Consider the following 21,640-nt stretch of genomic DNA (forward strand, 5'->3'; position numbering starts at 1 on the left):
CGGGTCAGGAGGCGGCAAGCGCTTTCTGGAAATGGCGACGACACAGCGCGATGTACAGGTCGTTCCCGCCGATCTCGGTCTGCGCGCCCTCGGCGATCGCGCGACCGTTCGAGCCCATCCGCAGGTTCATCGTCGCCTTGCGCCCGCACGCGCAAACCGATTTGATCTCGATCAGCGAATCCGCAATCGCCAGCAGCCGCGCCGATCCCTCGAACAATGCGCCGAGGAAATCGGTACGCAGGCCATAGGCGAGCACCGGAATACCGTGGTCGTCGGCGAGTTCGGCGAGCTGGTCGACTTGCGCGGCGGTCAGGAACTGCGCTTCGTCGACCAGCACGCAGGCGGGCGGCGTCTCACCCTCGCGCACGACGACCGCGACCAGATCGGTATCGCGCTCGAACGCGATCGCATCCGCGGCGAGCCCTATGCGCGAGGTGATCGTACCCGCGGCAAAGCGATCGTCGATCGCCGCGGTGAGCAGGACGGTGCGCATCCCGCGCTCGCGATAGTTGAAGTCGGCTTGCAGCAGGTTGGTCGATTTGCCCGCGTTCATGCTGGCGTAGTAGAAATAGAGCTTGGCCATCAGGAAAGGGTTTCGATTGCGAGGGGGGTATCGGGGCCGGCCTGGGCGACGATGCCGCGATCGAACGTAACGAACGTCTCGGCGACACCGCGCGCCGTGATCAGATGAATCATGTCGGCCCAATCGGCGCCTGCACGGTAGCGCTCGATCGCCCAGCCGATCCCGTCGCGGTCGGCGGTGTGGACGGTCTCGATCAACAGGATCGTGCGAAGGGCGTCGCTGACGACTGCGCGATCCAGTCGCAACCGCTTGCTCAGGACCCAGCCCAGTTCGATCCACACCGTGGTCGGAACCCAAACAGGTTGGCCGATCAGCGCGATCGCCGATGCATATTGCGCGTCGTCATCGGCCAGGATCAACCGCGCAAGAATATTGGTATCGAGTGCTTTCACAGATCGGCATCGTCGACAGCCGCCGACCAGTTCAGCTGTTCCAATGGGACAGGCGCGCCTTCGTGCCGATAGAGGCTCCTCAAGCGTGCGACTGCGGCGTCGACCGTCAAAGTATTGGGCATGGCGCGACGGCGCAGCATTATACCGTCGCCCGTCTCGATCACGTCAAGATCTGTTCCCGGTTGCCAGCCAAGCCGGTCGCGCGTCGCCTTGGGAACGACGACCTGACCCTTTTCAGAAATGCGCGTTTGCAATGTCATTCCTGTAAGATACGTCTTACCGGCGCGAGGGTCAATCTTCGGAGGGCTCCCCCAGGTCGCGCGCAACTTCGGGCTTGCGCAGCAACGCGTCGATGTGGCTGCCCTCGTCGAAGCTGTCGTCAGCCAGGAACTTGAGCTTGGCGGCGTATTTCATCCGCACCTGCGAGGCGACCTCGCGTTGAAGGTACGCGGTATTGGTGCGCAGCGCCTTGAGCACTGCTTCCTCGTCCTTGCCGAGCAACGACTTCATGAACACCGTCGCGTGGCGGAGGTCAGGCGACATGCGGACTTCGGTGATGGTCACCGGATGCTTGGCCAGCGTCTCGTCGTGCACGTCGCCGCGCGCGAGGATCTCGCTCAGCGTGTGGCGCATCTGTTCGCCGACGCGGAGCAGGCGGACGTTGCGGGATTCTGGGGTATCGGTCGGGCGCATATTCTTCTTCCTCCCTCTCCCCTCCGGGGAGAGGGTCGGGGAGAGGGGCAGTCCAGCAGACCAACGTCCGCGTCACTGCCCCTCTCCCGACTTCGCTTCGCTTGTCTGCCCTCTCCCCGCGGGCGGGGAGAGGGAGAAGATTACAGCGTGCGTTCGCGCAGTTCGACTTCGAACGTTTCGAGGAAGTCGCCCGGCTTGATGTCGACGAAGTTCGACGTGAAGGTCACGCCGCACTCCAGACCTGCGCGCACTTCGGCGACGTCGTCCTTGAAGCGGCGCAGCGAGGCGATCTCGCCCTGGTAGATGATGACATCCGCCCGGGTGATACGCGCCTTGAGCGCCTTGCGGATATTGCCCTCGGTAACGAGCAGACCCGCCGCCTTGCCGTGCTTGCCAGCCGAGAAGACGTCGCGGATTTCGGCGCGGCCAACGACCGTTTCGAACGCCTCGGGTCCAAGCTCGCCCGCCATGCCGGCGCGGATCTCGTCGGTCAGGTCGTAGATCACGTCATAATATTTGAACGCGACCTTCTGCCGTTCCGCGATCTCGCGTGCCTTGGCGTTCGGACGGACGTTGAAGCCGATGATCGGTGCGCCCGATGCACCCGCCAACGTCACGTCGCTCTCGGTGATGCCACCGACGCCCGAATGCAGGACGCGCGCCTTGATGAGATCGGTCGAGATCTTGTTGATCGCGCCCACGATCGCCTCGACTGACCCTTGCGTGTCGGCCTTGACCACCAGCGGATACTCGATCGCCTGCTTTTCCTTGAGCGCCGAGAACATCGACTCGAGGCTGGCCGGGCCACCCCCGGTACGCTTGTCGGTGATGACGCCCTTGCGATATTCGGCGACTTCACGCGCACGCGCCTCGCTCTCGACCACCGAGAGTGGATCACCCGCACGCGGGACACCCGAGAGACCGAGCACCTCGACCGGCATCGACGGACCAGCGACCTTGATCTGCTGACCCTTGTCGTTGGTCATCGCGCGGACCTTGCCGCTCTCGGCGCCGACGACGAATATGTCGCCGACCTTGAGCGTGCCGCGGTTGACGAGGATCGTCGCGACCGGGCCGCGGCCCTTGTCGAGCTTCGCCTCGATCACGGTGCCCTCGGCGGTACGGTCCGGGTTGGCCTTGAGCTCGAGCAGTTCGGCCTGGAGCTGGATCTTTTCGATCAGCTCGTCGAGACCGGTCTTCTTGAGCGCCGAGACCTCGACGTCCTGGACGTCGCCCGACAGTTCCTCGACCACGACCTCATATTGCAGCAGCTGCTCGCGCACCTTCTGCGGATTGGCGTCGTGCTTGTCGACCTTGTTGATCGCGACGATCATCGGCACGCCAGCGGCGCGCGTATGGTTGATCGCCTCGACGGTCTGCGGCTTGATGCTGTCGTCCGCTGCGACAACGAGCACGACGATGTCGGTCACGTTGGCGCCGCGCTGGCGCATCTCGGTGAACGCTTCATGGCCCGGGGTGTCGAGGAAGGTGATCTTCGACTTGTCCTTCAGCGTGACCTGATAGGCACCGATATGCTGGGTGATGCCACCGGCCTCGCCGCGCACGACATCGGTCCCGCGCAGTGCGTCGAGCAGCGAGGTCTTGCCGTGATCGACATGACCCATGATCGTCACGACCGGCGGACGCGTGACCGCGTTCTCGTCGTGATCCTCATGCGTGTCGTTGGTCAGATCGATGTCCGAATCGCTGACGCGCTGAATGTTGTGGCCGAATTCGGTCACCAGCAGCTCGGCGGTATCCTGGTCGATCGTCTGCGTCATCGTGACGGGCATCCCCATCTTGAACAGCGTCTTGACCAGGTCCGCGCCCTTTTCCGCCATGCGGTTGGCGAGTTCCTGGACGGTGATCGCCTCCGGCACCACGACGTCGCGGATCTGCTTGGCCTGCACCTCGCGCGGGCCGCCCATCCGGCGGTTTTCCTTCTCGCGGGCCCGCTTCAAGGCAGCAAGCGAGCGCGCCCGCGCGCCGTCGCCGTCGTTGAGCGCACGATTGACGGTCAGCTTGCCGCCGCGACGCTCGTCACCCTTGCGGTCACGCGGACCGGCACCTGGACGCGACGGCGCTTCGGTCGGGGCAGCCGAGGGCGACCCCGGACGCTTGACCGTACCAGCGGGCGTCGGCGTTGCCGATGCGGTGGTTGCAGCAGCAGGCGTCGGCTCGGGAGCAGGCGCGGGTGCCGGCGGCTTGGGCCGCTCGGGCCGCGGAACCGGCGTGAACAGACGCGGCGCGGGCATCGACGGATCGCGCTCGAGCGACAGCGGGCGCAGCACGGGGGCTGGCGCTGGCGCAGGGGCGGGCGTCGGCTTGGCTGCGACCGGCGCAGGCGCAGCAGCTACGGGCGCCGGTGCGGCCGGCGCAGGCGTTGCCACCGGAGCAGGCGTTGCGGCGACCGGCGCTGCCGGGGCGGCGGGTGCCGCGACCGGAGCAGGCGCTTCGGGCGCTGCAGCTTCGAGCGGAGCCGGGACAGGAGCCGCCTGCTCTGCGACGGGCTCGGGCGTCGGCTCGGGAGCGGGCGTCGGCTCAGCCGTCGGCGCAGGCGCCTTGGCCCGTTCCTCGGCGCGGCGACGATCTTCCTCGAGCGCCTCGGCACGAAGACGCTCGTCACGACGACGATTCTCCTCCTGCGCCTGCATGCGCGCCTCATCGGCCTCGCGCAGCAGCTTGGTCTGGAGTTCCTGCCGCGACAGCAGCGAGTTGGCGGGCGACACCGGCGCGGGCGAAGGCGCGCGGCGGGGTTCCGGCACGCGCGCAGCCGGGGTTGGTGCCGGTGCGGGGGCCGCAGCCGGAGCCGCTGCTTCCTCGACGACGGGCGCATCGACCGGGGTGCCGCCCGGGCCGAGCACGCGGCGGCGCTTCACCTCGACCACGACGGTGTTCGACCGTCCATGGCTGAAGCTCTGCTTGACCTGGCCGGTCTCGACCGTACGCTTCAAGCCCAAAGGCGCGCGCATGCCCAGCTTCGGCTTTTCGTTCTCGGTATCGCTCACTCAAATTCCTCGTGTACGTCGTCTGTCGGCACTCGGGCCAGATCGGCCAGCGGACCGGCGTCGTGGTGAGACGCCGATGCCCCCTGCGAGGCCGTTTCGCAAGGCGCGGGAGTTGGGTCAGGGCCGATGAAATGCAGCCAGCGGTGTAGCGAATCGCGTACGCGTCCGGCGGCATCGGGATCAGTCAGGCCTATATGTACCACATTCTGGCGGCCTAGTGCCACGGCCAATATGGTGCGCGGGACCGGCAGAACCAACCCCCTCAAATCACTTCCTTCTTCATCGTTGCCGATGCGCCAGGCCTGATCGAGTTTACGGTTGCCGTCCGCGCCCGCATCGCAGGCGTGGAGCAGCAGGTGAAGGTTGCCGCTGCGCGCGGCAGTCTCGATCTTTTCCGCGCCCGTCAACAGGTTGCCGGTGCGCGCTTCGAGTCCGAGGCGGTCGAGCACGGCGCGTTCGAGCGCAGTGGCGATCTTGCCGGACAGGTCGTCCGGGATCGCGATCGGGCCGGTCTTGAACGCACGCGCGAGCGCTGCCTTGAGTTTGCCCTTGGTAATCGCGGTGTCGAGCTCCGCGCGGGTCACGCCGATCCACGCGCCACGGCCGGGGGCCTTGGCGCGCACGTCGGGGTGGACCGCGCCGTCGGGGGACAGCGCGAGGCGGACCAGCGTTTCGCGCGGGGCGCGCTCGCCGAGGAGGATGCAGCGACGGATTGCGCCGGTTTCGTCGGGGGTGTCGTTCATTACTTAAGCCCCTCCCCTTCAGGAGCGGCGGGTGAACAGCGCCCCGCGCTGTTCAGGTCATGCTGGGAGCATGACCGACCCGACGCTGGGTTGGGGGTGGGGCGGGCCTCGCAGAGACCTGCGCCTGATACAGCCCCACCCCAACCCCTCCCCTGAAGGGGAGGGGCTAAGGTTGCACCCAGGACTGCGTGAGTCGCTAGCGAGTCATTGCGAGGATTCCGCATGTGCGTCCTCCTGCAACTTAGGGACATCCCGGTCGGCGATCAGAAGCCCGCCCGCGCCGTAATTCTCGGTCGACACTTCCTCGATCACGATCTGCACCGCAGCCGGGTTCTTGCCCAGCCGCTCGACCAGCGACCGGGTGACATCCGCGACGATCCCGGACTTCTGGTCCCTGGTCGCGGTGCCCGAAATGCGGATGCTGACGAACGGCATCAGGCGTCCTTTTCCTCCGAGGCGTCCGCAGCCGGTGCTTCTTCAGCCTCTACCTCGGCTTCCTCGTCCTCGAACCAGTGTGCGCGGGCGGCCATGATGATCTCATTGCCCTGCGCTTCGCTCAGGCCATATTCGCCGAGCACGCCACCCTTGTCCTCGACGCGCTTGGGCGCATCCTCGGCGCGGCGGCGCTGTTCCTGGCGCTTCTTCTGGATCAACTCGTCGGTCGCCAGATCAGCGAGGTCGTCAAGCGTCTTGATCCCGGCCTTGCCGAGCGTGACCAGCATCGCTTCGTTGAGGTGCGGCAGCGCGGCAAGCGCGTCATCGACACCCAGACCACGACGCTCGTCGCGGTTGGTCGATTCGCGGCGATCGAGCGCCTCGGTCGCACGGCTCTGCAGCTCGGCGGCGAGATCGTCGTCAAAGCCTTCGATCGATGCGATTTCGTCGACGCCGACATACGCGACTTCCTCGAGGCTGCCGAAGCCTTCGGCGACCAGCAGCTGCGCGAGCGTCTCGTCGACGTCGAGTTCCTTCTCGAACAGCGCCGAGCGCTCGACGAATTCCTTCTGGCGCTTCTCGGAGGCATCCGCCTCGGTCAGGATGTCGATCGCCTTGGCGGTCAGCTGCGACGCGAGCCGCACGTTCTGGCCACGACGACCGATCGCGAGCGACAGCTGATCGTCGGGAACGACGACCTCGATGCGATCCTCTTCCTCGTCGATCACCACGCGCGACACGGAGGCCGGCTGGAGCGCGTTGACGACGAAGGTCGCGGTGTCGGGCGACCACGGGATGATGTCGATCTTCTCGCCCTGCATTTCCTGGACGACCGCCTGGACGCGACTGCCCTTCATGCCGACGCACGCGCCGACCGGATCGATGCTCGAGTCATGCGAAATGACGCCGATCTTGGCGCGCGAGCCCGGGTCGCGCGCAGCGGCCTTGATCTCGATGATGCCGTCGTAGATTTCCGGCACTTCCTGCGCGAACAGCTTCTTCATGAAGTCGGGGTGCGCGCGGCTCAAGAAAATCTGCGGCCCGCGGTTTTCGCGGCGGACGTTGAGGATCAGCGAGCGGATCCGGTCGTTGACGCGGACGACTTCGCGCGGGATCTGCTGGTCGCGACGGATCACGCCCTCGGCGCGGCCGAGGTCGACGACGACGTGGCCGAACTCGACGCGCTTGACGACGCCGGTGATGATCTCGCCCATCCGGTCCTTGAATTCTTCATACTGGCGCTCGCGCTCGGCGTCGCGGACCTTCTGGAAGATGACCTGCTTGGCGGCCTGCGCGGCGATGCGGCCGAACTCGATCGGGGGGAGCGGATCGACGATATAGTCGCCGACGACCGCACCCTTCTGGAGCTTCTCGGCTTCCTTCAAATTGACCTGCTTGAAATAGTCATCGACCGCCTCGACCACTTCGACGACGCGCCATAGGCGGAGATCGCCGGTATTGGGGTCGAGTTTCGCACGGATGTCGTTCTCGGCACCGTAGCGTGCGCGGGCGGCGCGCTGGATCGCGTCTTCCATCGCCTCGATGACGATGCCCTTGTCGATCATCTTCTCGGTGGCGACCGCGTTCGCAATCGCGATCAGCTCGGCGCGGTTGGCGGTGACGCCGGAGGTTGCTGGGGTGGCCATCAGTTATGTCCTTCTTCGCGGTCGGCACCCTCGGGCGCATCTACAGCTTCGTCGTCGTGTTCGATTTCTTCTTCGTCCGCGCCGTCCATCGACAGCGGGCGAGTCGCGGCGATCAGCGCATCGGTCAGCACCAGCTTGGCGGTGTTGACCTGCGCGAACGGCACGTCGAGCTCGCCATGCTTGGCGAGGTAGATCGCGATGCGGTCGTCGGTCACGCCCTTGAGCGTGCCGGTCAGCACCTTGCGGCCCTCGAGCGGTGCGAGCAGCACGATGCGCGCCTCATGCCCTGCCCAGTCGCTGAAATCCTTGAGCCGGGTGAGCGGCCGGTCGATCCCGGGGGACGAAACCTCGAGGCGATATTCGTCCTCGATCGGATCCTTTCCCTCGAGCTCGAGCGCATCGAGCACGTCCGAGATGCGGCGCGACAGTTCGGCGCAATCGTCGATCGTCAGCTGGCGCGTGTCGGGGCGCTCCGCCATCACCTGGAGCGTGAGATCACCCTTGCCGCCGAACAGCTTGACGCGCACGAGATCGAATCCGAGCGCTTCGGCTTCGGGGGCGACGAGCGCGGTCAGGTCGGGCGTTTCGGTCAAGCGTGCGACTTCCTTGGCAATGGGCTTGGCAATGGTCAAAGCGGTTCGGCGCCGGAACCGGGGGGCTCCAGCCTCTTCATCCAATGATGTAGAGAATAGCGGCGATATAGTCGGATTGCGGGGGGCTGGCAAGCGGCTGTGATGCGCGATCGTGCGCGGAGCGGTTAGCGTTTCGGGGAGCCACGCACGGGATTTCGATCGACCCGTCCCGGCAGTCCCGTGTAGCAAGACCCTGTACAGGCGTGGAACCACTCCGCGGCGACGACAGTATGTGTCTAAGACCCCAGGAGAATCGCCGATGCTGACGTCCCGTGCACCGCTTGCCCTGCTGCTGGCGGCCACCGCCTGTTCGGGGTCGCCGCAGCAATCCACCGCCGCACCCGCCGCGACCCAGTCTTCGCCGACGTCGCCCGCATCGTCCGCACCGGCACCGGCATCGACCATGGCCCCCGTCACGAGCCTGCCCGACGACGCGCCCGACGCGACGGTCAAGAATGTCGCGGCCACGACAGGCCACGCCAATACCAAGGAAACCGCACCACCATTCGCGATGCAGACACTTGGCCAGTTCGAGGATCCGTTCGCGATCGCGTTCTTGCCCGACGGGTCGGCGTTCGTCACCGAGAAGGCGGGCAAGATCAAGCTGCGCCGCCCGGACGGATCGATCGTCGACATCACGGGGGCGCCCAAGGTGCTGTTCGACAATCAGGGCGGATTGCTCGACATCGCGCCCGCCCCTGATTTCGCGACGAGCAAGCTGGTCTATATCAGCTATTCCGAACCGCGCCCGGGCGGGAGTAGCCTGGCGCTCGCACGCGGGCTGTTTACCGGGACCGCGCTGGTCAACCTGCAGGTGCTGTGGCGCGCGGGGAGCGACGGGGTCGGTGGCCAGTTCGGTGCCAACATCCTGTTCGCGCCCGACGGCAAGTCGCTCTACCTTTCCTCGGGCGAGCGTCAGCGTTTCACGCCGGCGCAGGACCCGGACCAGGCGATCGGCAAGATCCTCCACCTGACGCTCGACGGCAAGCCGGCGCCCGGCAACCCGATGGCATCGGCGGGCGGGGTCCGTGCACAGACATGGAGCAGCGGGCATCGCAACCCGTACGGGATGGTCTTCGCGCAGGACGGTACGCTGTGGGAAGTCGAGATGGGGCCCCGCGGCGGCGACGAGCTCAACCTGATCCTGCCGGGGAAGAATTACGGCTGGCCGATCGTGTCGAACGGCGACAATTATTCGGGCAAGCCGATTCCCGATCACCCCAGCCGCCCCGATCTCGAGGCCCCCAAGCTGTGGTGGAACCCGTCGATCTCGCCGGGCGGGATGCTCTATTATACCGGCGCGATGTTCCCCGAGTTCCGCGGCAATTTGTTCATCGGCGCGCTGTCGGGCGAGGCGCTGATCCGCGTGACGCTGGCGGGCAATACCGCGAAGGTCGCGAACCAGTATAAGATCGGCGAGCGTGTCCGCGATGTCGCGCAGGCCCCCGATGGCGCAATCTGGCTGCTCGAGGATGGCGGCAAGCTGGTACGGCTGGCGAAGAAGTGAGGCGTCAGGCGCGCGCGATCAGATAGTTCATCCGAGCCGCGGCGATCGGCTTGGCGGGATCGTCCTGCCAGGCGGTCGCCTCGACATTGGCGACGCGTCCGCCGAGCCGAGTCACGACCCCGCGCGCATAGGTCGGCTTGTCGCGCCCGCCGCGCATGTAATCGACCGTCACGTTGATCGGCTTGATCTGCCCGCCGCCATCGTCGGCGAGCGCCTGGCGTACCGCGACGATCGCCGCCATCTCGAGCAACCCGCCGATCGCGCCACCGTGGAGCCAGCCGGGGCGTCCGGTCAGCGCCTGTCCGAATGGCATCGTCAGCAGGATCGCATCGTCGCCGGGCGCGATTTCGATTCCGAGCGTCTGGGCATAAGGCGGGAGCATCAGGCGGCGTCCGTGAACATGAAGGTGCCCGCGACATGCGCGAGCGGATCGGCCGGATCGCCGTCATGCGCCTGCCCGCGCACGAACGAGATCGAGCGCGTGATGCGATAGCATTCGCCGTGGCCGATCACGGTCTTGCCCGGGGTGGCGGGGCGCAGATAATCGATCCGGAGATCCAGCGTCGCGTGCGGGCGGAAGGTGCCGAGCCGGGTCCACACCGCGAGGCTGGTCGCCATGTCCATCATTGTCAGGATCGGGCCGGACGCGAGCACGCCGCTGTCGGGATCACCGATCAGGTCCGCGCGATACGGGAGCTGCAGCTCGCACCAGTCGGGACCGTGCGCAAGATAGCTGAGGCCCAGCAACCCGCCATGGCCGCCGACACCGAGGCGGCTGAAACGGGCGGGGTCGAAGGCGGGGAGGGGGTCGGGCGGCATGGGCGCGCGCTGTATCGCAATGCGGGACGGGTGCAAACCAACATCCGTCCTTCCCCGCGCGGGCGGGACCTCTGCGAAAGTCGGCTTACGCACCCGTCATTTGCCGCTTTTCCGCGAAGGCGGGAATCCAGAGCCAAGCAGAACAACGACTTACAGTTCTCGCGACGCTTGGACTCCCGCATTCGCGGGAGAACATCGACGGTTTCGCAGAGGCCATGCCTGAGGGGGGATGACGGACGCGGCGGGGACCTTAGCCATGCACCGTCAGCCATTCCGCCGGGTCCGCGCGCTGTGTACGCAGCGCATTCGCCGGATCGGCGATGTCCTCCACCCCGATCGCCATGCCGCAGAACAGCATCCGCTCCGGCGGCAGGTCGATCGCCGTGCCGACCGTCTCCGGAAACATCGCCCAGCATTCCTGCGCGCACGTCGCCAGTCCGGCCTCGACCGCGAGCAGCATGACATTCTGGAGGTACATGCCGAGGTCGGCCCATTGCGGCGGCCCCATCCGTCGATCGACGCTGCAGAAAAGCGCAGCAGGCGCGCCGAAGAACTGGAAGTTGCGCGCGAACCACAAGCGCCGCGCCGCCTTGTCCTCGCGCGGGATGCCGAGTTCGCCGTACAATGCCTCGCCGACCGCAAAACGCCGGTCGCGGTATGGCGCGACAAGGTCGGGCGGGTAGATGGCGTAGGCGGGCTCCTCGGTCTCGCCGCGCCACAGCTTCGCGGCGATCGTCTGCTTCAACGCGGCGAGCGGCGCGCCCGTCAGCAGGTCGACGTGCCAGGGCTGGAGATTGCCCCCGGTCGCCGCGCGCGCGGCCTTGGTGACGATGCCGGACAGCACCGCCGGATCGACCGGCGTCGGCAGGAACCCGCGCACCGATCGCCGCGCCGCGATCGCTTCGCTGAGCGTCATGGAATGTCCTTTCGAGCCTCGGGTATGCAACCGCACTCTTGCCCGTCGCCGCCATTCGGGGCAAGACAGTTGCAAAATACAACCTTCATTAGGGGAGTCGAGCATGGCCGAGGCCTATATCGTGGACGCGGTGCGCACCGCTGGCGGCAAGCGCGGCGGAAAGCTCGCCGGCTGGCATCCGGTCGACTTGGCAGCATCCGTACTCGACGCGATCGTCGCACGCACCGGGATCGACGGCGCGGCGGTCGACGACGTGATCATGGGCTGCGTGATGCAGGGCGGGCAGCAGGCGGGGCAGGTCGGGCGCAACGCGGTGCTCGCGGCGAAGAACCTGCCCGACAGCGTCCCCGCCGTCTCGATCGACCGGCAGTGCGGTTCCTCGCAACAGGCGATGCAGTTCGCCGCGCAGGCGGTGATGTCGGGAACGCAGGACATCGTCATCGCGGCAGGCGTCGAGAGCATGACGCGCGTGCCGATGGGCACCACCGCGACGCTGTTCATGAAAGAGGGGCTGGGCAACTACAAGTCGCCGCTCCTTGAAGAGAAATATCCCGGCGTCATGTTCAGCCAGTTCATGGGCGCGGAGATGATCGTCAAGAAGCACGGCTTCACCCGCGAGCAGCTCGACACTTTCGCGGTCGAAAGTCACCGCCGCGCCGCCGCCGCGACCGAGCGGGGCGCGTTCGACAAGGAGATCCTCGCGCTCGACGTCGAGACGCCCGACGGTGTGATTAGTCACCGCACCGACGAGGGCATCCGCGCGGATGCGACGCTGGAGAGCATCGGCGCGGTCAAATTGCTGCAGGAAGGCGGCAACATCAGCGCGGCCAACGCCAGCCAGATCTGCGATGGCGCGTCGGCGGTGATGATCGTCAGCGAGCGCGCGTTGAAGGAGCATGGGCTCACCCCGCTCGCGCGGATCGTCAACCTGACCGTGACCGGGGGCGACCCGGTGATCATGCTCGAGGAACCGCTGTTCGCGACCGACCGCGCGTTGCAGCGTTCGGGGATGAAGATCGAAGATATCGACCTGTACGAGGTCAACGAAGCGTTTGCGCCGGTGCCGCTCGCGTGGCTCAAGCATAGCGGCGCGGATCACGCGCGGTTGAACGTCAATGGCGGCGCGATTGCTTTGGGGCATCCGCTCGGCGCTTCGGGCACGAAGCTGATGGCGACCTTGGTTCACGCTTTGCACGCCTCGGGCGGCCGCTACGGGTTGCAGACGATGTGCGAGGGCGGCGGGATCGCCAACGTCACGATCATCGAACGGCTTTGATTATTCTTAGCCCCTCCCCTTCAGGGGAGGGGTTGGGGTGGGGCTGTACCGGGCGCAGGTCTCTGCGAGGCACACCCCACCCCCATCCCCTCCCCTGAAGGGGAGGGGCGTTCTCGTTGCAATGGAGGGACTTCGCGATGAACTTGGACCTTGCCAAAACCGCGATCACCAGGCGGCGCTGATCTCACTTAGCCCCTCCCCTTCAGGGGAGGGGTTGGGGTGGGGCAGTCCAGCAGAGCGCGTTCTCTGCGAGGCACACCCCACCCCCATCCCCTCCCCTGAAGGGGAGGGACGTGCTCATTCCAAGGGAGGAAACACCATGAACCTAGATTCCACCACCGCCGCCGTCGTCACCGGCGGCGCCTCCGGCCTCGGCGCCGCCACCGCCCGCGCGCTCGCCGCCAAGGGCGTCAAGGTCGCGATCTTCGACATGCAGACCGAGAAGGGCGAAGCGATCGCCGCGGAGATCGGCGGCACCTTCTGCGAAGTCAACGTCACGTCCGAGGACTCGGTCGACGCGGGCTTCGCCAAGGCGCGCGCGGCGCATGGGCAGGAAGCGATCCTCGTCTGCTGCGCAGGCACCGGCAATGCGATAAAGACCGCGAGCCGCTCCAAGGAAGACGGCAGCATCAAGCATTTCAGCCTCGCCGCGTTCGACTGGCTCATCCAGATCAACCTCGTCGGCACGTTCCGCTGCGTCGCCAAGTCGGCCGCAGGAATGCTGACGCGTTCGCCCGGCGAGGACGGCGAACGCGGCGCGATCGTAATGACCGCGAGCGTCGCCGCCGAGGACGGGCAGATCGGCCAGGCCGCCTATTCCGCGTCCAAGGGCGGGGTCGTCGGCATGACCCTCCCCATCGCGCGCGACCTGATGGGCGAAGGAATTCGCGTCAACACGATCCTCCCTGGCATTTTCGAGACCCCGTTGATGCAGGGCGCGCCACAGCAGGTGAAGGACAATCTCGCCGCTTCGGTCCCCTTTCCCAAGCGGCTGGGGAAACCCGAGGAATATGCCAAGCTCGCGCTTGCGATGGTCGAGAACAGCTATTTCAACGGCGAGGACGTGCGGCTCGACGGCGCGATCCGGATGGCGCCGCGCTGAATGGCGCGGCCCGATCCGGCGCGGCAGGACTCCGCGCACTATCCGCACACCACGACGATCCAGACGCGGTTCCAGGACCTCGATGTCCTCGGCCATATTAACAACGTCGCGATGGCGGCACTATTCGAGAGCGCGCGCGTGCGGTTCAACCGCGCCCTCGGGCTGGCGGGCTGGTCGGGGCATCGCTGGCTCGTCGCGCGCGTCGAGGTCAATTATCTCGCCGAGGCGTATTTCCCCGATGACGTCGCGGTCGCGACCGGGATCGGCGAGGTCGGCAATCGCAGCTGGCAGATCCTGTCGGCGGCGTTCCAGAACGGCACATGCGTCGCGACCTGCGACGTCGTGATCGTGATGAGTGCGAGTGGCGGGCTGACGACGCTGCCGGATGATTTCCGCGCGGGGCTGGAGGCGAACCGGGTCGGGTGATCGATACGCCGCTCGTGCTCCCGCGAAGGCGAGAGTCCAGGAGTCGCGAACGCAACGAGGCGTTGTTCTGCAAAACGCTGGATTCCCGCCTGCGCGGGAAAACGGATAGCGCCTGCGCGCCCGCGCCACGCCCAACCTTGACTTCCGCCCCCGCCTCGGCCATATGGCGGCCATCGAAGCGTCATGCAGCGTGATCGGACTTTATCGTCCCAGCTCCGCCTCGGTCGTTACCAAACGGACTTCCCTTTTCACGCGGGGTGTCAAATCCTCCCCCCGCCATCCGCGCGTCGAGAACGTGCGTCCATGGCATATGCAATGGAATACACTTTCATGTCTTTCGCACATCTCGGCCTTGCCGAGCCGCTCGTCCGCGCGCTCGAAGCAAAGGGCTATACCACCCCCACCCCGATCCAGGCGCAGTCGATCCCGATGCTGCTCGAAGGCCGCGATCTGCTCGGCATCGCGCAGACCGGCACCGGCAAGACCGCCGCGTTCGTGCTACCGTCGATCCAGCGCCTCGTCGCCGCCGACAAGCGCGTCCTGCCGACGCATTGCCGCATGCTGGTGCTCGCGCCGACGCGCGAACTTGCCAGCCAGATCGCCGATAGCGCGCGCGATTACGCCAAGTTCTCGAAGATGACCGTCGCGACGGTGTTCGGCGGGACCAGCATCAACAAGAACCGTCAGGACATGAGCCGCGGCGTCGACATCCTCGTCGCCACGCCGGGCCGTCTGCTCGACCTGATCGAGCAGCGCATGGTCAGCCTCGCGATGCTCGAGATCCTCGTGCTCGACGAAGCCGACCAGATGCTCGACCTCGGCTTCATCCACGCGCTGCGCAAGATCGTGAAGATGCTGCCGCGCGTGCGCCAGACGCTGTTCTTCTCGGCCACCATGCCGAACGCGATCCGCGAGCTCGCCGACCAGTTCCTCACCGATCCCGCGACCGTCAAGGTCGCGCCGGTGTCGAGCACGGCCGAGCGCGTCGAGCAGTATGTGTACTTCGTCAACCAAGGCGAGAAGCAGGCGCTGCTGACGATGCTGCTGGCCGACGGGTCGATCGAGCGTTGCCTCGTCTTCACGCGGACCAAGCATGGCGCGGACCGCGTCGTGAAGCTGCTCGGCGCGAATGGCATCCCGGCGAACGCGATCCACGGCAACAAGAGCCAGCCGCAGCGCGAGCGCGCGCTTGGCGAGTTCAAGACCGGCAAGGTCAAGGTGCTGGTCGCGACCGACATCGCGGCGCGCGGGATCGACGTCTCGGGCGTCAGCCACGTGTTCAACTTCGAGCTGCCCAACGTGGCGGAGCAGTACGTCCACCGCATCGGCCGCACCGCGCGCGCCGGCGCATCGGGCATCGCGATCAGCTTCTGCGCGGATGACGAGCGGAGCTACCTGCGCGACATCGAGAAGCTGACGCGCGTCAAGCCCGACATGGTCAAGCTCCCCGAGGGCTTCATGGCCGAAGCGGCGCGCATCAAGGCGGCGCGCCCGGCGGGTTCCGACGTCAGCGATCGTCCGCGCGACGAGAGCGGCCGTCACCGTGCGCCGCCGCGCGCAACCCACGCCGCGCGACCGACCGGCGAGCGTCCTGCCGGTGGCAGCCGTCCCTACAGCGCCGGTGGCGCGCGTCCGGCGGGGGGCGCTGGTCGTCCTGCGGGCGGTGGTCGCCCGGCCGGTGGTGGTCGTCCGGGTGGCAGCGGCCGTCCGGCGGGCGGTGGTCGCCCGGCTGGCGGCGGCGGTGGACGGCGGTCGCCTGCGGCTGGCTGAGGCTTTCCGGTTTCTGGCTAATGCACGAGCGGCCGGTCCTTCGGGATCGGCCGTTTGCGTGTGTGCAGAGATCTTTGCGGCCACGCCCAACCAAGCCACTTCCCCGGCGAAGGCCGGGGCCCAGTAGAGATGGCCGGGGTAACGAAGCGCAGCGCTCAAGGCTCTTCTGTCTCCCTACTGGGCCCCGGCCTTCGCCGGGGAAGCAATGAAGGGCCGGGCACCCCCGGAAAACGCCCCGTTGCCGCGCGCTTCGTCTCGCGCTAGCTTCCCGTTGCAAAAGAAAACGAATCTACAGGGGAGAGGCCGGCGAATGTCGCACCCATGCGTCCATGCGCGGAGCGATCCGGGCAAGCCCGCGCTGATCGTCGCCGAAACCGGCGAGACGATCAGCTTCGCCGAGCTCGACCAGCGCTCCAACCGCGCCGCGCGGCTCTTTCGAGCGCATGGCCTGGAAGCGGGCGACACGATCGCGCTGTTTTGCGAGAACACCCCCCAATTCTACGACATTGCCTGGGGCGCGCAGCGCAGCGGGCTGTTCTTCGTCTGCATATCGACCAAGCTGACCGCGCCCGAGGTCGGCTATATCCTCGCGGACTCGGGCGCGAAGCTGGTGGTCGCGTCGGCGGGGCTCGCGGCGGTTGCGGAACAGGTTGCGCCCGAGCTTCAGCGGTTCGCGGTCGGCGGCGTCATCCCCGGCTGGCAGGACTGGGACGCGGCAGTCGCCGCCATGCCCGCCGACCCGATCTCCGACGAACGCGCCGGGGTCGACATGCTCTACTCCTCGGGCACCACCGGCCGCCCCAAGGGGGTCCGCGTCGCACTTCCCGAAGACCCCGACATCGCCGCGACGACCGTGCTCGAAATGCTCGCGCGCGGGCTGTACGGGCTTGGCCCTGACAGCATCTATCTCAGCCCCGCGCCGCTTTATCATGCCGCGCCGTTGCGCTGGTCGATGACGGTCCAGCGGCTTGGCGGGACGGTCGTGATGATGGAGCATTTCGAGCCCGAAGCCGCGCTGGCGGCGATCGAACGCTATCGCATCACCGCGAGCCAATGGGTGCCGACGCATTTCGTCCGGCTGCTCAAGCTCGATCCCGCGGCGCGCGCGCGGCACGATCTGTCGAGCCTCAAGGTCGCGATCCATGCCGCCGCGCCGTGCCCGGTGCCGGTGAAGGAAGCGATGATCGACTGGTGGGGGCCGGTATTGTTCGAATATTACGCCGGGTCGGAGGGGAATGGCCTCACCACGATCGCCTCGACCGAATGGCTCGCGCATCGCGGGTCGGTCGGCAAGGCGGCGTATGGCGTGTTGCATGTCTGCGGCGAGGATGGCGCGGAGGTTGCGGCGGGCGAGGAGGGGCTGATCTATTTCGAGGGCGGCGGCGCGTTCGAATATCACAATGATCCCGAGAAGACCGCCGAGGCACGCAACGCGTTCGGCTGGTCGACGCTCGGCGATATCGGGCGGATCGATGCGGACGGCTATCTGTACCTCACCGACCGCAAGAGCTTCATGATCATCTCAGGGGGCGTCAACATCTACCCCCAGGAGATCGAGAACCGCTTGATCACGCATCCGCGCGTCGCCGACGTCGCGGTGATCGGCGCGCCCGATGCGGAGATGGGCGAGCGCGTCGTCGCGGTGGTCCAGCCGGTCGACATGGACGAAGCGGGGCCGGAGCTTGCCGCTGAGCTGATCGCCTGGTGCCGCGCCGAACTGTCGGGGGTGAAGACCCCGCGGCAGATCGATTTCACCGCGGAATTGCCACGCCATGCGACGGGCAAATTGTACAAACGGCTGCTGCGAGACCACTATTGGGGCGAGACGGGCAGCCGGATCGTCTGATGGAGAAGAGCATGAACGACCGGGTTTCGATCACCGTCACCGATCACGTCGCCGACGTGCGGCTGACGCGCGCGGACAAGATGAATGCGATCGACCCCGCGATGTTCGAGGGGATCGGCGCGGCGATCGACTCGCTCCACACGCGCAAGGACGTCCGCTGCGTCGTGCTGTCGGGCGAGGGCAAGGCGTTCTGCGCGGGGCTCGACATGACGAGCATGGCGGGGGGCGGATCGGGGCTGAGCACGGTCGACCGCAACGCGCAGGGCAGCATCCTGCCGCAGCATGTCACCTGGGGGTGGCGCAACCTGCCGATGCCGGTAATCGCGGCGGTGCACGGGGTCGCGTTCGGCGGCGGGTTCCAGATCATGTCGGGCGCGGACATCCGGATCGCCGCGCCGGGGACGCGTTTCGCGATCCGAGAGAGTTATTGGGGGCTGGTCCCCGACATGGCGGGCTTCCCGATCTGGCGCGGGCTGGTGCGCGACGACGTGCTGCGCGAGCTGGTCTATACGTCGCGCGAGTTCGATGCCGACGAGGCGCTCCACCACGGGTTCGTCACGCGGATCGCCCATGCGCCGCATGCGGCGGCGCTTGAGCTTGCGCATCTGATCGCGGCGAAAAGCCCCAATGCGATCCGCGGGGCGAAGCGGTTGTGCAACCTGGCGTTCGATGCGGATGCGCGGTCGTTGCTGGAGGCAGAGACCGCCGAGCAGGTCGCGGTGATCGGCAAGCCCGCGATGATGGAGCAGGTCGCCGCGAACATCCAGAAACGGCCTGCGGTGTTTCACGACGCGGATTGAACCGGTCGGCCTTCTTCCCCGGCGAAGGCCGGGGCCCAGTCGCGGGCCGCGGGTAGCTCCGTAGCTGCCCTCTCCATCGACCATCACGACTGGGCCCCGGCCTCCGCCGGGGAAGTGCCCGTGTTCGATCGGTCGCTCTACCGCTCATACGCCTTCGGCAAAGCACCCTCCTGCGGCACCATATACCGATCCCGCAGCGCATCCTGCCGCGTCCGAAGCGGCTGTTTCACCCCGTCGATATAGACCGCAGCCACCCCGGTCCCCAGTTCCAGCGGATCGCCATCCCACACCACGACATCGCCGCGCCGCCCCGCCTTGAGCGAGCCGATCTCGTCACCCATCCCGATCGCTTCCGCCGGCACCGAGGTGATCGCCGCGAACGCCGCATTCCAGTCGAGCCCGGTCGCGCCCGGCAGCTTGGTCAACGCGACCAGATTGCCCGCATATTGCTTTTCGAGCCGCGCCTGGCGCGCGTCATTGTCGTTGATCGTGCCCAGTCCGACGAGCACCCCCGCCGCCTTCATCCGCCCGACGTTCGACTGGGTCGAGCCCAGTTGATCGAACGAATTGGGCAGATCGGTCAGCGCCGACGCAATCACCGGGATGCGCGCCGCGACGAGTTGCGGCGCGACCATCCAGCCCTCCGCCGCGCCGACGAAGACCATCTTCACCGCGGGGAAATCCCGCTTGAGGTCGATCAGCGCGAGCATGTCCGACGCGCGCTCGACATGAACGAGCAGCGGCATCCTGCCGTTCGCCACAGGAACAAGAGCCTCGGCATCGGCGCGAGTCAGCAGCGCGCCCTTGCCCTGGTCGGCATAGTGATTGGGGTCGCGCGCGAAGTCCTTCGCCTGCGCCATCGCGTTGCGGAACATCGCGATCGCGGCGGGCCGGCTCCCCCCGGCGGCGCGCCCGCCGTCCACGCCATATTCCATGAACTGGAACGCGCGCGGCCGGGTGACCGGCGAACGGTCCGCCCCGAGATCAATCACCGCGCCCATCCCCGCGAAGATCGACCCGGCGTTGTCGGGCGCGACGATCGCGCGTGTCACCCCCTCGGCGCGGTTGAGCGGGATCGCGCTGGTGCTCGAATTGACCGCCGACGCGATGTCGATCGCGGCGTGGAACGGGCTGGTCTTCGCGCCAGCATCCGCGGTCTCGTCGACGCCGTCGACTTCGATGATCCCCATCCGTGTAAAGCCGGCGACGATCCCGGGGGTGACCCAGCGCCCGCCCGCATCGACCGTTTCGACCCCGCCGGGAACCGCGACCCCGCGCCCAGCCGCGACCACGCGACCGTCGCGCACGATCACGGTGCCACCCTCGATCGGCGCGGAGCCGTCACCGATGACGAGCTTGGCGTTGGTGATCGCGACGGTCTGCGCCGCCACGGGGGTTGCCAGCAGCGCGGCGGAGAGGAGGAGCAGGCGCTTCACTTCACATCTCCCGAGCCGGGCTGGCCAAGTTCGAAATCAGAAACCGGTCGGCGTTTCGGGTCGTTCGCGTCGTAAAGCAAAGCGCCGTCGATCCACACCTTCTCGGGCCGGGTATAGACGCTGAACGGGTTGCCGTTCCACAGCACGACGTCGGCCATCTTGCCGGGCTTGAGGCTGCCGGTCTTGTCGGCGATGTGGAGTGCCTTGGCGGGGTTGTAGGTCAGCCATTCCCACGCGACCGCGTCCGAGATCTGGATCCCCGCGCGCCGCCCGGCGGCGAGCGCCTTGGCGACTTCCTGGTTCAAGCGCTGGATTCCGTTCTCGTCATCCGAGTGGATCATCGCGCACGCGCCGTTCTTCTGGAGCAGCGCGAGATTCTCGCCGATCGCGTCGTACGACTCCATCTTGAAGCCCCACCAGTCCGCCCAGACCGCGGCGCAGGTCCCGTTCTGCTTCAACAAATCGGCGATCTTGTACGCCTCGACCGCGTGGTGGAACGCGCTGACGTGGTAGCCGAACTCCTTCGCCATATCCATGACGATGGCCATTTCGTCCGCGCGGTAGCAATGGTTCTGGACGAGGATCTCGCCCGACAGCACGCCTGCGAGCGTGTCCATCGCGATGTCGCGGCCGGGGACCTCGCCGCCGTCCTTCTCGTATTTGTCCCATTTGCGCTTATACTCGACCGCCTTCGCCCAGGTCTGGCGGTCGACCGCGATGTTGCCCATCCGGGTCGAGGGCTCGCGTCCCTTGCTGCCATAGACGCGCTTGGGGTTCTCGCCGCACGCCATCTTGAGACCGTAAGGCGCGCCGGGGAACTTCATCCCCTGCTCGGTGCGCGCATAGACGTTCTTGATGACGACCGAGCGGCCGCCCATCAGGTTCGCCGAACCGGGGAGGATCTGCAGCGTCGTCACCCCGCCATTGACGAGCGCACGGCTGAAGCCGGGGTCCTGCGGCCATACGCTGTGCTCGGCCCAGACTTCGGGGGTGGTCGGGCTGGTCGCCTCGTTACCGTCCGAATTGGCCTCGACCGCGGGCGTCGGATAGTCGCCGAGATGGCTGTGAATATCGATGATCCCGGGCGTGAGCGTCTTGCCGGTGCCGTCGATCACGGTCGCGCCGGCCGGCGCATCGATGCTCTGGCCGAGCGCGACGATCTTGCCGTCGGCGAACAGCACCGACCCATTGTCGATCCTGCCGCCTTCGCCGTCGAAGATGGTGACGTGCGTGACGAGCGTCGGGGTGCCCGGATAGCGCTTGTAGGTCGATGGGAAGGGATCATGGCTGAACCCCTTGCCGACGCCGGGACCCTTGCCCGAGCCCTTGGCGGCATCCGCCTTGGTCGAAACGCTTGCCGGATGGCCACCCCCATCGCTCGCGCAGCCCGCCAGCAGGGCGGCGAGCGCCACCGTGGCCAAACCGATATGCTTCATGCCCAACCCCCTTCGCGCGTTTCGCGCTGTATTGGTGGAGTAATCCGGCAGGATGGGGAGGCTGTCAACAGCCTTGCCGATCGCGTGTGGCGGTTCGATATCCCGTGCGCGCTACCGTCGGTCGGACTTGGAAGGTTAGGGGAAAGTTAGGCGAAAACGATCGCGAAGCGGCGC

General features: G+C 66.9%; 21 protein-coding genes. 7 read left to right on the top strand and 14 right to left on the bottom strand.

Annotated elements, in window-relative coordinates; translation table 11 throughout:
• Positions 1 to 4: 4 nt before the first annotated feature.
• The 9 genes from L8K25_RS17485 to rimP all read right to left on the bottom strand — a co-directional run bounded on the left by L8K25_RS17485 (position 5) and on the right by rimP (position 8,093).
• Positions 5 to 583, bottom strand: coding sequence for a thymidine kinase (locus L8K25_RS17485; RefSeq protein ID WP_242140270.1), 579 nt, complete (start codon positions 581 to 583; stop codon positions 5 to 7).
• The gene (locus L8K25_RS17490; protein ID WP_242140271.1) at positions 583 to 975 is read right to left on the bottom strand and encodes a type II toxin-antitoxin system VapC family toxin; all 393 of its coding nucleotides are present in this window, start codon (positions 973 to 975) and stop codon (positions 583 to 585) included. Before L8K25_RS17490 ends, L8K25_RS17485 begins: the two co-directional genes overlap by 1 nt.
• Positions 972 to 1,235: an AbrB/MazE/SpoVT family DNA-binding domain-containing protein gene (locus L8K25_RS17495; protein WP_242140272.1), complete on the bottom strand. Its 264-nt coding sequence runs from the start codon at positions 1,233 to 1,235 to the stop codon at positions 972 to 974. Before L8K25_RS17495 ends, L8K25_RS17490 begins: the two co-directional genes overlap by 4 nt.
• 31 nt (positions 1,236 to 1,266) lie before the next feature.
• Positions 1,267 to 1,668 (bottom strand): 30S ribosome-binding factor RbfA, encoded by a 402-nt coding sequence (gene rbfA, locus L8K25_RS17500; RefSeq protein WP_242140273.1) that lies wholly within the window; start codon positions 1,666 to 1,668, stop codon positions 1,267 to 1,269.
• 140 nt (positions 1,669 to 1,808) lie between these two features.
• Positions 1,809 to 4,676: a translation initiation factor IF-2 gene (gene infB, locus L8K25_RS17505; RefSeq protein ID WP_242140274.1), complete on the bottom strand. Its 2,868-nt coding sequence runs from the start codon at positions 4,674 to 4,676 to the stop codon at positions 1,809 to 1,811.
• Positions 4,673 to 5,419 (bottom strand): DUF448 domain-containing protein, encoded by a 747-nt coding sequence (locus L8K25_RS17510; RefSeq protein ID WP_242140275.1) that lies wholly within the window; start codon positions 5,417 to 5,419, stop codon positions 4,673 to 4,675. The genes infB and L8K25_RS17510 overlap by 4 nt, the downstream gene beginning before the upstream one ends.
• Before the next feature lie 204 nt (positions 5,420 to 5,623).
• Entirely contained in the window at positions 5,624 to 5,854 is a 231-nt protein-coding gene (locus L8K25_RS17515; RefSeq protein WP_242140276.1) for a 4-oxalocrotonate tautomerase family protein, read from the bottom strand.
• Complete coding sequence (gene nusA / locus L8K25_RS17520) at positions 5,854 to 7,500, bottom strand: transcription termination factor NusA (RefSeq protein WP_242140277.1); 1,647 nt, start codon at positions 7,498 to 7,500, stop codon at positions 5,854 to 5,856. The genes L8K25_RS17515 and nusA overlap by 1 nt, the downstream gene beginning before the upstream one ends.
• Positions 7,500 to 8,093 (bottom strand): ribosome maturation protein RimP, encoded by a 594-nt coding sequence (rimP, locus tag L8K25_RS17525; RefSeq protein WP_242140278.1) that lies wholly within the window; start codon positions 8,091 to 8,093, stop codon positions 7,500 to 7,502. Before rimP ends, nusA begins: the two co-directional genes overlap by 1 nt.
• Positions 8,094 to 8,391: 298 nt before the next feature.
• Between rimP and L8K25_RS17530 the strand changes: the two genes are divergently transcribed.
• The gene (locus L8K25_RS17530) at positions 8,392 to 9,639 is read left to right on the top strand and encodes a PQQ-dependent sugar dehydrogenase (RefSeq protein ID WP_242140279.1); all 1,248 of its coding nucleotides are present in this window, start codon (positions 8,392 to 8,394) and stop codon (positions 9,637 to 9,639) included.
• Between the two features lie 4 nt (positions 9,640 to 9,643).
• Here the strand turns inward: L8K25_RS17530 and L8K25_RS17535 are convergent, their stop codons facing one another.
• From L8K25_RS17535 to L8K25_RS17545, 3 genes are all read right to left on the bottom strand, one after another.
• Positions 9,644 to 10,021 (bottom strand): PaaI family thioesterase, encoded by a 378-nt coding sequence (locus L8K25_RS17535; protein WP_242140280.1) that lies wholly within the window; start codon positions 10,019 to 10,021, stop codon positions 9,644 to 9,646.
• Complete coding sequence (locus L8K25_RS17540; protein WP_242140281.1) at positions 10,021 to 10,458, bottom strand: PaaI family thioesterase; 438 nt, start codon at positions 10,456 to 10,458, stop codon at positions 10,021 to 10,023. Before L8K25_RS17540 ends, L8K25_RS17535 begins: the two co-directional genes overlap by 1 nt.
• Before the next feature lie 250 nt (positions 10,459 to 10,708).
• Positions 10,709 to 11,374 (bottom strand): nitroreductase, encoded by a 666-nt coding sequence (locus L8K25_RS17545; protein ID WP_242140282.1) that lies wholly within the window; start codon positions 11,372 to 11,374, stop codon positions 10,709 to 10,711.
• Between the two features lie 103 nt (positions 11,375 to 11,477).
• On the opposite strand from L8K25_RS17545, the gene L8K25_RS17550 reads away from it, so the two are divergent.
• The 6 genes from L8K25_RS17550 (at position 11,478) to L8K25_RS17575 (ending at position 18,594) form a co-directional block, all read left to right on the top strand.
• Positions 11,478 to 12,650 (top strand): acetyl-CoA C-acetyltransferase, encoded by a 1,173-nt coding sequence (locus L8K25_RS17550; RefSeq protein WP_242140283.1) that lies wholly within the window; start codon positions 11,478 to 11,480, stop codon positions 12,648 to 12,650.
• Between the two features lie 319 nt (positions 12,651 to 12,969).
• Positions 12,970 to 13,752 carry an SDR family NAD(P)-dependent oxidoreductase gene (locus L8K25_RS17555; protein ID WP_242140284.1) on the top strand — a complete coding sequence of 261 codons (783 nt, stop codon included), beginning with the start codon at positions 12,970 to 12,972 and terminating at the stop codon, positions 13,750 to 13,752.
• Positions 13,753 to 14,178 carry an acyl-CoA thioesterase gene (locus tag L8K25_RS17560; protein WP_242140285.1) on the top strand — a complete coding sequence of 142 codons (426 nt, stop codon included), beginning with the start codon at positions 13,753 to 13,755 and terminating at the stop codon, positions 14,176 to 14,178.
• A 330-nt stretch (positions 14,179 to 14,508) separates the two neighbouring features.
• Positions 14,509 to 15,948 (top strand): DEAD/DEAH box helicase, encoded by a 1,440-nt coding sequence (locus L8K25_RS17565; protein WP_242140286.1) that lies wholly within the window; start codon positions 14,509 to 14,511, stop codon positions 15,946 to 15,948.
• Between the two features lie 310 nt (positions 15,949 to 16,258).
• Complete coding sequence (locus tag L8K25_RS17570) at positions 16,259 to 17,794, top strand: acyl-CoA synthetase (RefSeq protein ID WP_242140287.1); 1,536 nt, start codon at positions 16,259 to 16,261, stop codon at positions 17,792 to 17,794.
• Positions 17,795 to 17,805: 11 nt separating this feature from the next.
• Positions 17,806 to 18,594 (top strand): crotonase/enoyl-CoA hydratase family protein, encoded by a 789-nt coding sequence (locus L8K25_RS17575; protein ID WP_242140288.1) that lies wholly within the window; start codon positions 17,806 to 17,808, stop codon positions 18,592 to 18,594.
• 137 nt (positions 18,595 to 18,731) lie between these two features.
• Here the strand turns inward: L8K25_RS17575 and L8K25_RS17580 are convergent, their stop codons facing one another.
• On the bottom strand, positions 18,732 to 20,030 hold the full coding sequence (locus L8K25_RS17580; protein ID WP_242140289.1) for an amidohydrolase family protein: 1,299 nt from the start codon (positions 20,028 to 20,030) through the stop codon (positions 18,732 to 18,734).
• On the bottom strand, positions 20,027 to 21,466 hold the full coding sequence (locus L8K25_RS17585; RefSeq protein ID WP_242140290.1) for an amidohydrolase: 1,440 nt from the start codon (positions 21,464 to 21,466) through the stop codon (positions 20,027 to 20,029). The genes L8K25_RS17580 and L8K25_RS17585 overlap by 4 nt, the downstream gene beginning before the upstream one ends.
• Positions 21,467 to 21,640 lie beyond the last annotated feature (174 nt).

Source organism: Sphingomonas sp. TREG-RG-20F-R18-01, from assembly GCF_022662475.1.
Lineage (GTDB): Bacteria > Pseudomonadota > Alphaproteobacteria > Sphingomonadales > Sphingomonadaceae > Sphingomonas.

What these genes read in the sequence shown, in the direction of transcription:
- L8K25_RS17485 (WP_242140270.1), bottom strand. Translation starts at nt 583, where the DNA reads ATGGCCAAGCTCTATTTCTACTACGCCAGCATGAACGCGGGCAAATCG.
- L8K25_RS17495 (WP_242140272.1), bottom strand. Translation starts at nt 1,235, where the DNA reads ATGACATTGCAAACGCGCATTTCTGAAAAGGGTCAGGTCGTCGTTCCC.
- rbfA (WP_242140273.1), bottom strand. Translation starts at nt 1,668, where the DNA reads ATGCGCCCGACCGATACCCCAGAATCCCGCAACGTCCGCCTGCTCCGC.
- L8K25_RS17510 (WP_242140275.1), bottom strand. Translation starts at nt 5,419, where the DNA reads ATGAACGACACCCCCGACGAAACCGGCGCAATCCGTCGCTGCATCCTC.
- L8K25_RS17515 (WP_242140276.1), bottom strand. Translation starts at nt 5,854, where the DNA reads ATGCCGTTCGTCAGCATCCGCATTTCGGGCACCGCGACCAGGGACCAG.
- nusA (WP_242140277.1), bottom strand. Translation starts at nt 7,500, where the DNA reads ATGGCCACCCCAGCAACCTCCGGCGTCACCGCCAACCGCGCCGAGCTG.
- L8K25_RS17530 (WP_242140279.1), top strand. Translation starts at nt 8,392, where the DNA reads ATGCTGACGTCCCGTGCACCGCTTGCCCTGCTGCTGGCGGCCACCGCC.
- L8K25_RS17535 (WP_242140280.1), bottom strand. Translation starts at nt 10,021, where the DNA reads ATGCTCCCGCCTTATGCCCAGACGCTCGGAATCGAAATCGCGCCCGGC.
- L8K25_RS17540 (WP_242140281.1), bottom strand. Translation starts at nt 10,458, where the DNA reads ATGCCGCCCGACCCCCTCCCCGCCTTCGACCCCGCCCGTTTCAGCCGC.
- L8K25_RS17545 (WP_242140282.1), bottom strand. Translation starts at nt 11,374, where the DNA reads ATGACGCTCAGCGAAGCGATCGCGGCGCGGCGATCGGTGCGCGGGTTC.
- L8K25_RS17550 (WP_242140283.1), top strand. Translation starts at nt 11,478, where the DNA reads ATGGCCGAGGCCTATATCGTGGACGCGGTGCGCACCGCTGGCGGCAAG.
- L8K25_RS17555 (WP_242140284.1), top strand. Translation starts at nt 12,970, where the DNA reads ATGAACCTAGATTCCACCACCGCCGCCGTCGTCACCGGCGGCGCCTCC.
- L8K25_RS17560 (WP_242140285.1), top strand. Translation starts at nt 13,753, where the DNA reads ATGGCGCGGCCCGATCCGGCGCGGCAGGACTCCGCGCACTATCCGCAC.
- L8K25_RS17565 (WP_242140286.1), top strand. Translation starts at nt 14,509, where the DNA reads ATGTCTTTCGCACATCTCGGCCTTGCCGAGCCGCTCGTCCGCGCGCTC.
- L8K25_RS17570 (WP_242140287.1), top strand. Translation starts at nt 16,259, where the DNA reads ATGTCGCACCCATGCGTCCATGCGCGGAGCGATCCGGGCAAGCCCGCG.
- L8K25_RS17575 (WP_242140288.1), top strand. Translation starts at nt 17,806, where the DNA reads ATGAACGACCGGGTTTCGATCACCGTCACCGATCACGTCGCCGACGTG.
- L8K25_RS17585 (WP_242140290.1), bottom strand. Translation starts at nt 21,466, where the DNA reads ATGAAGCATATCGGTTTGGCCACGGTGGCGCTCGCCGCCCTGCTGGCG.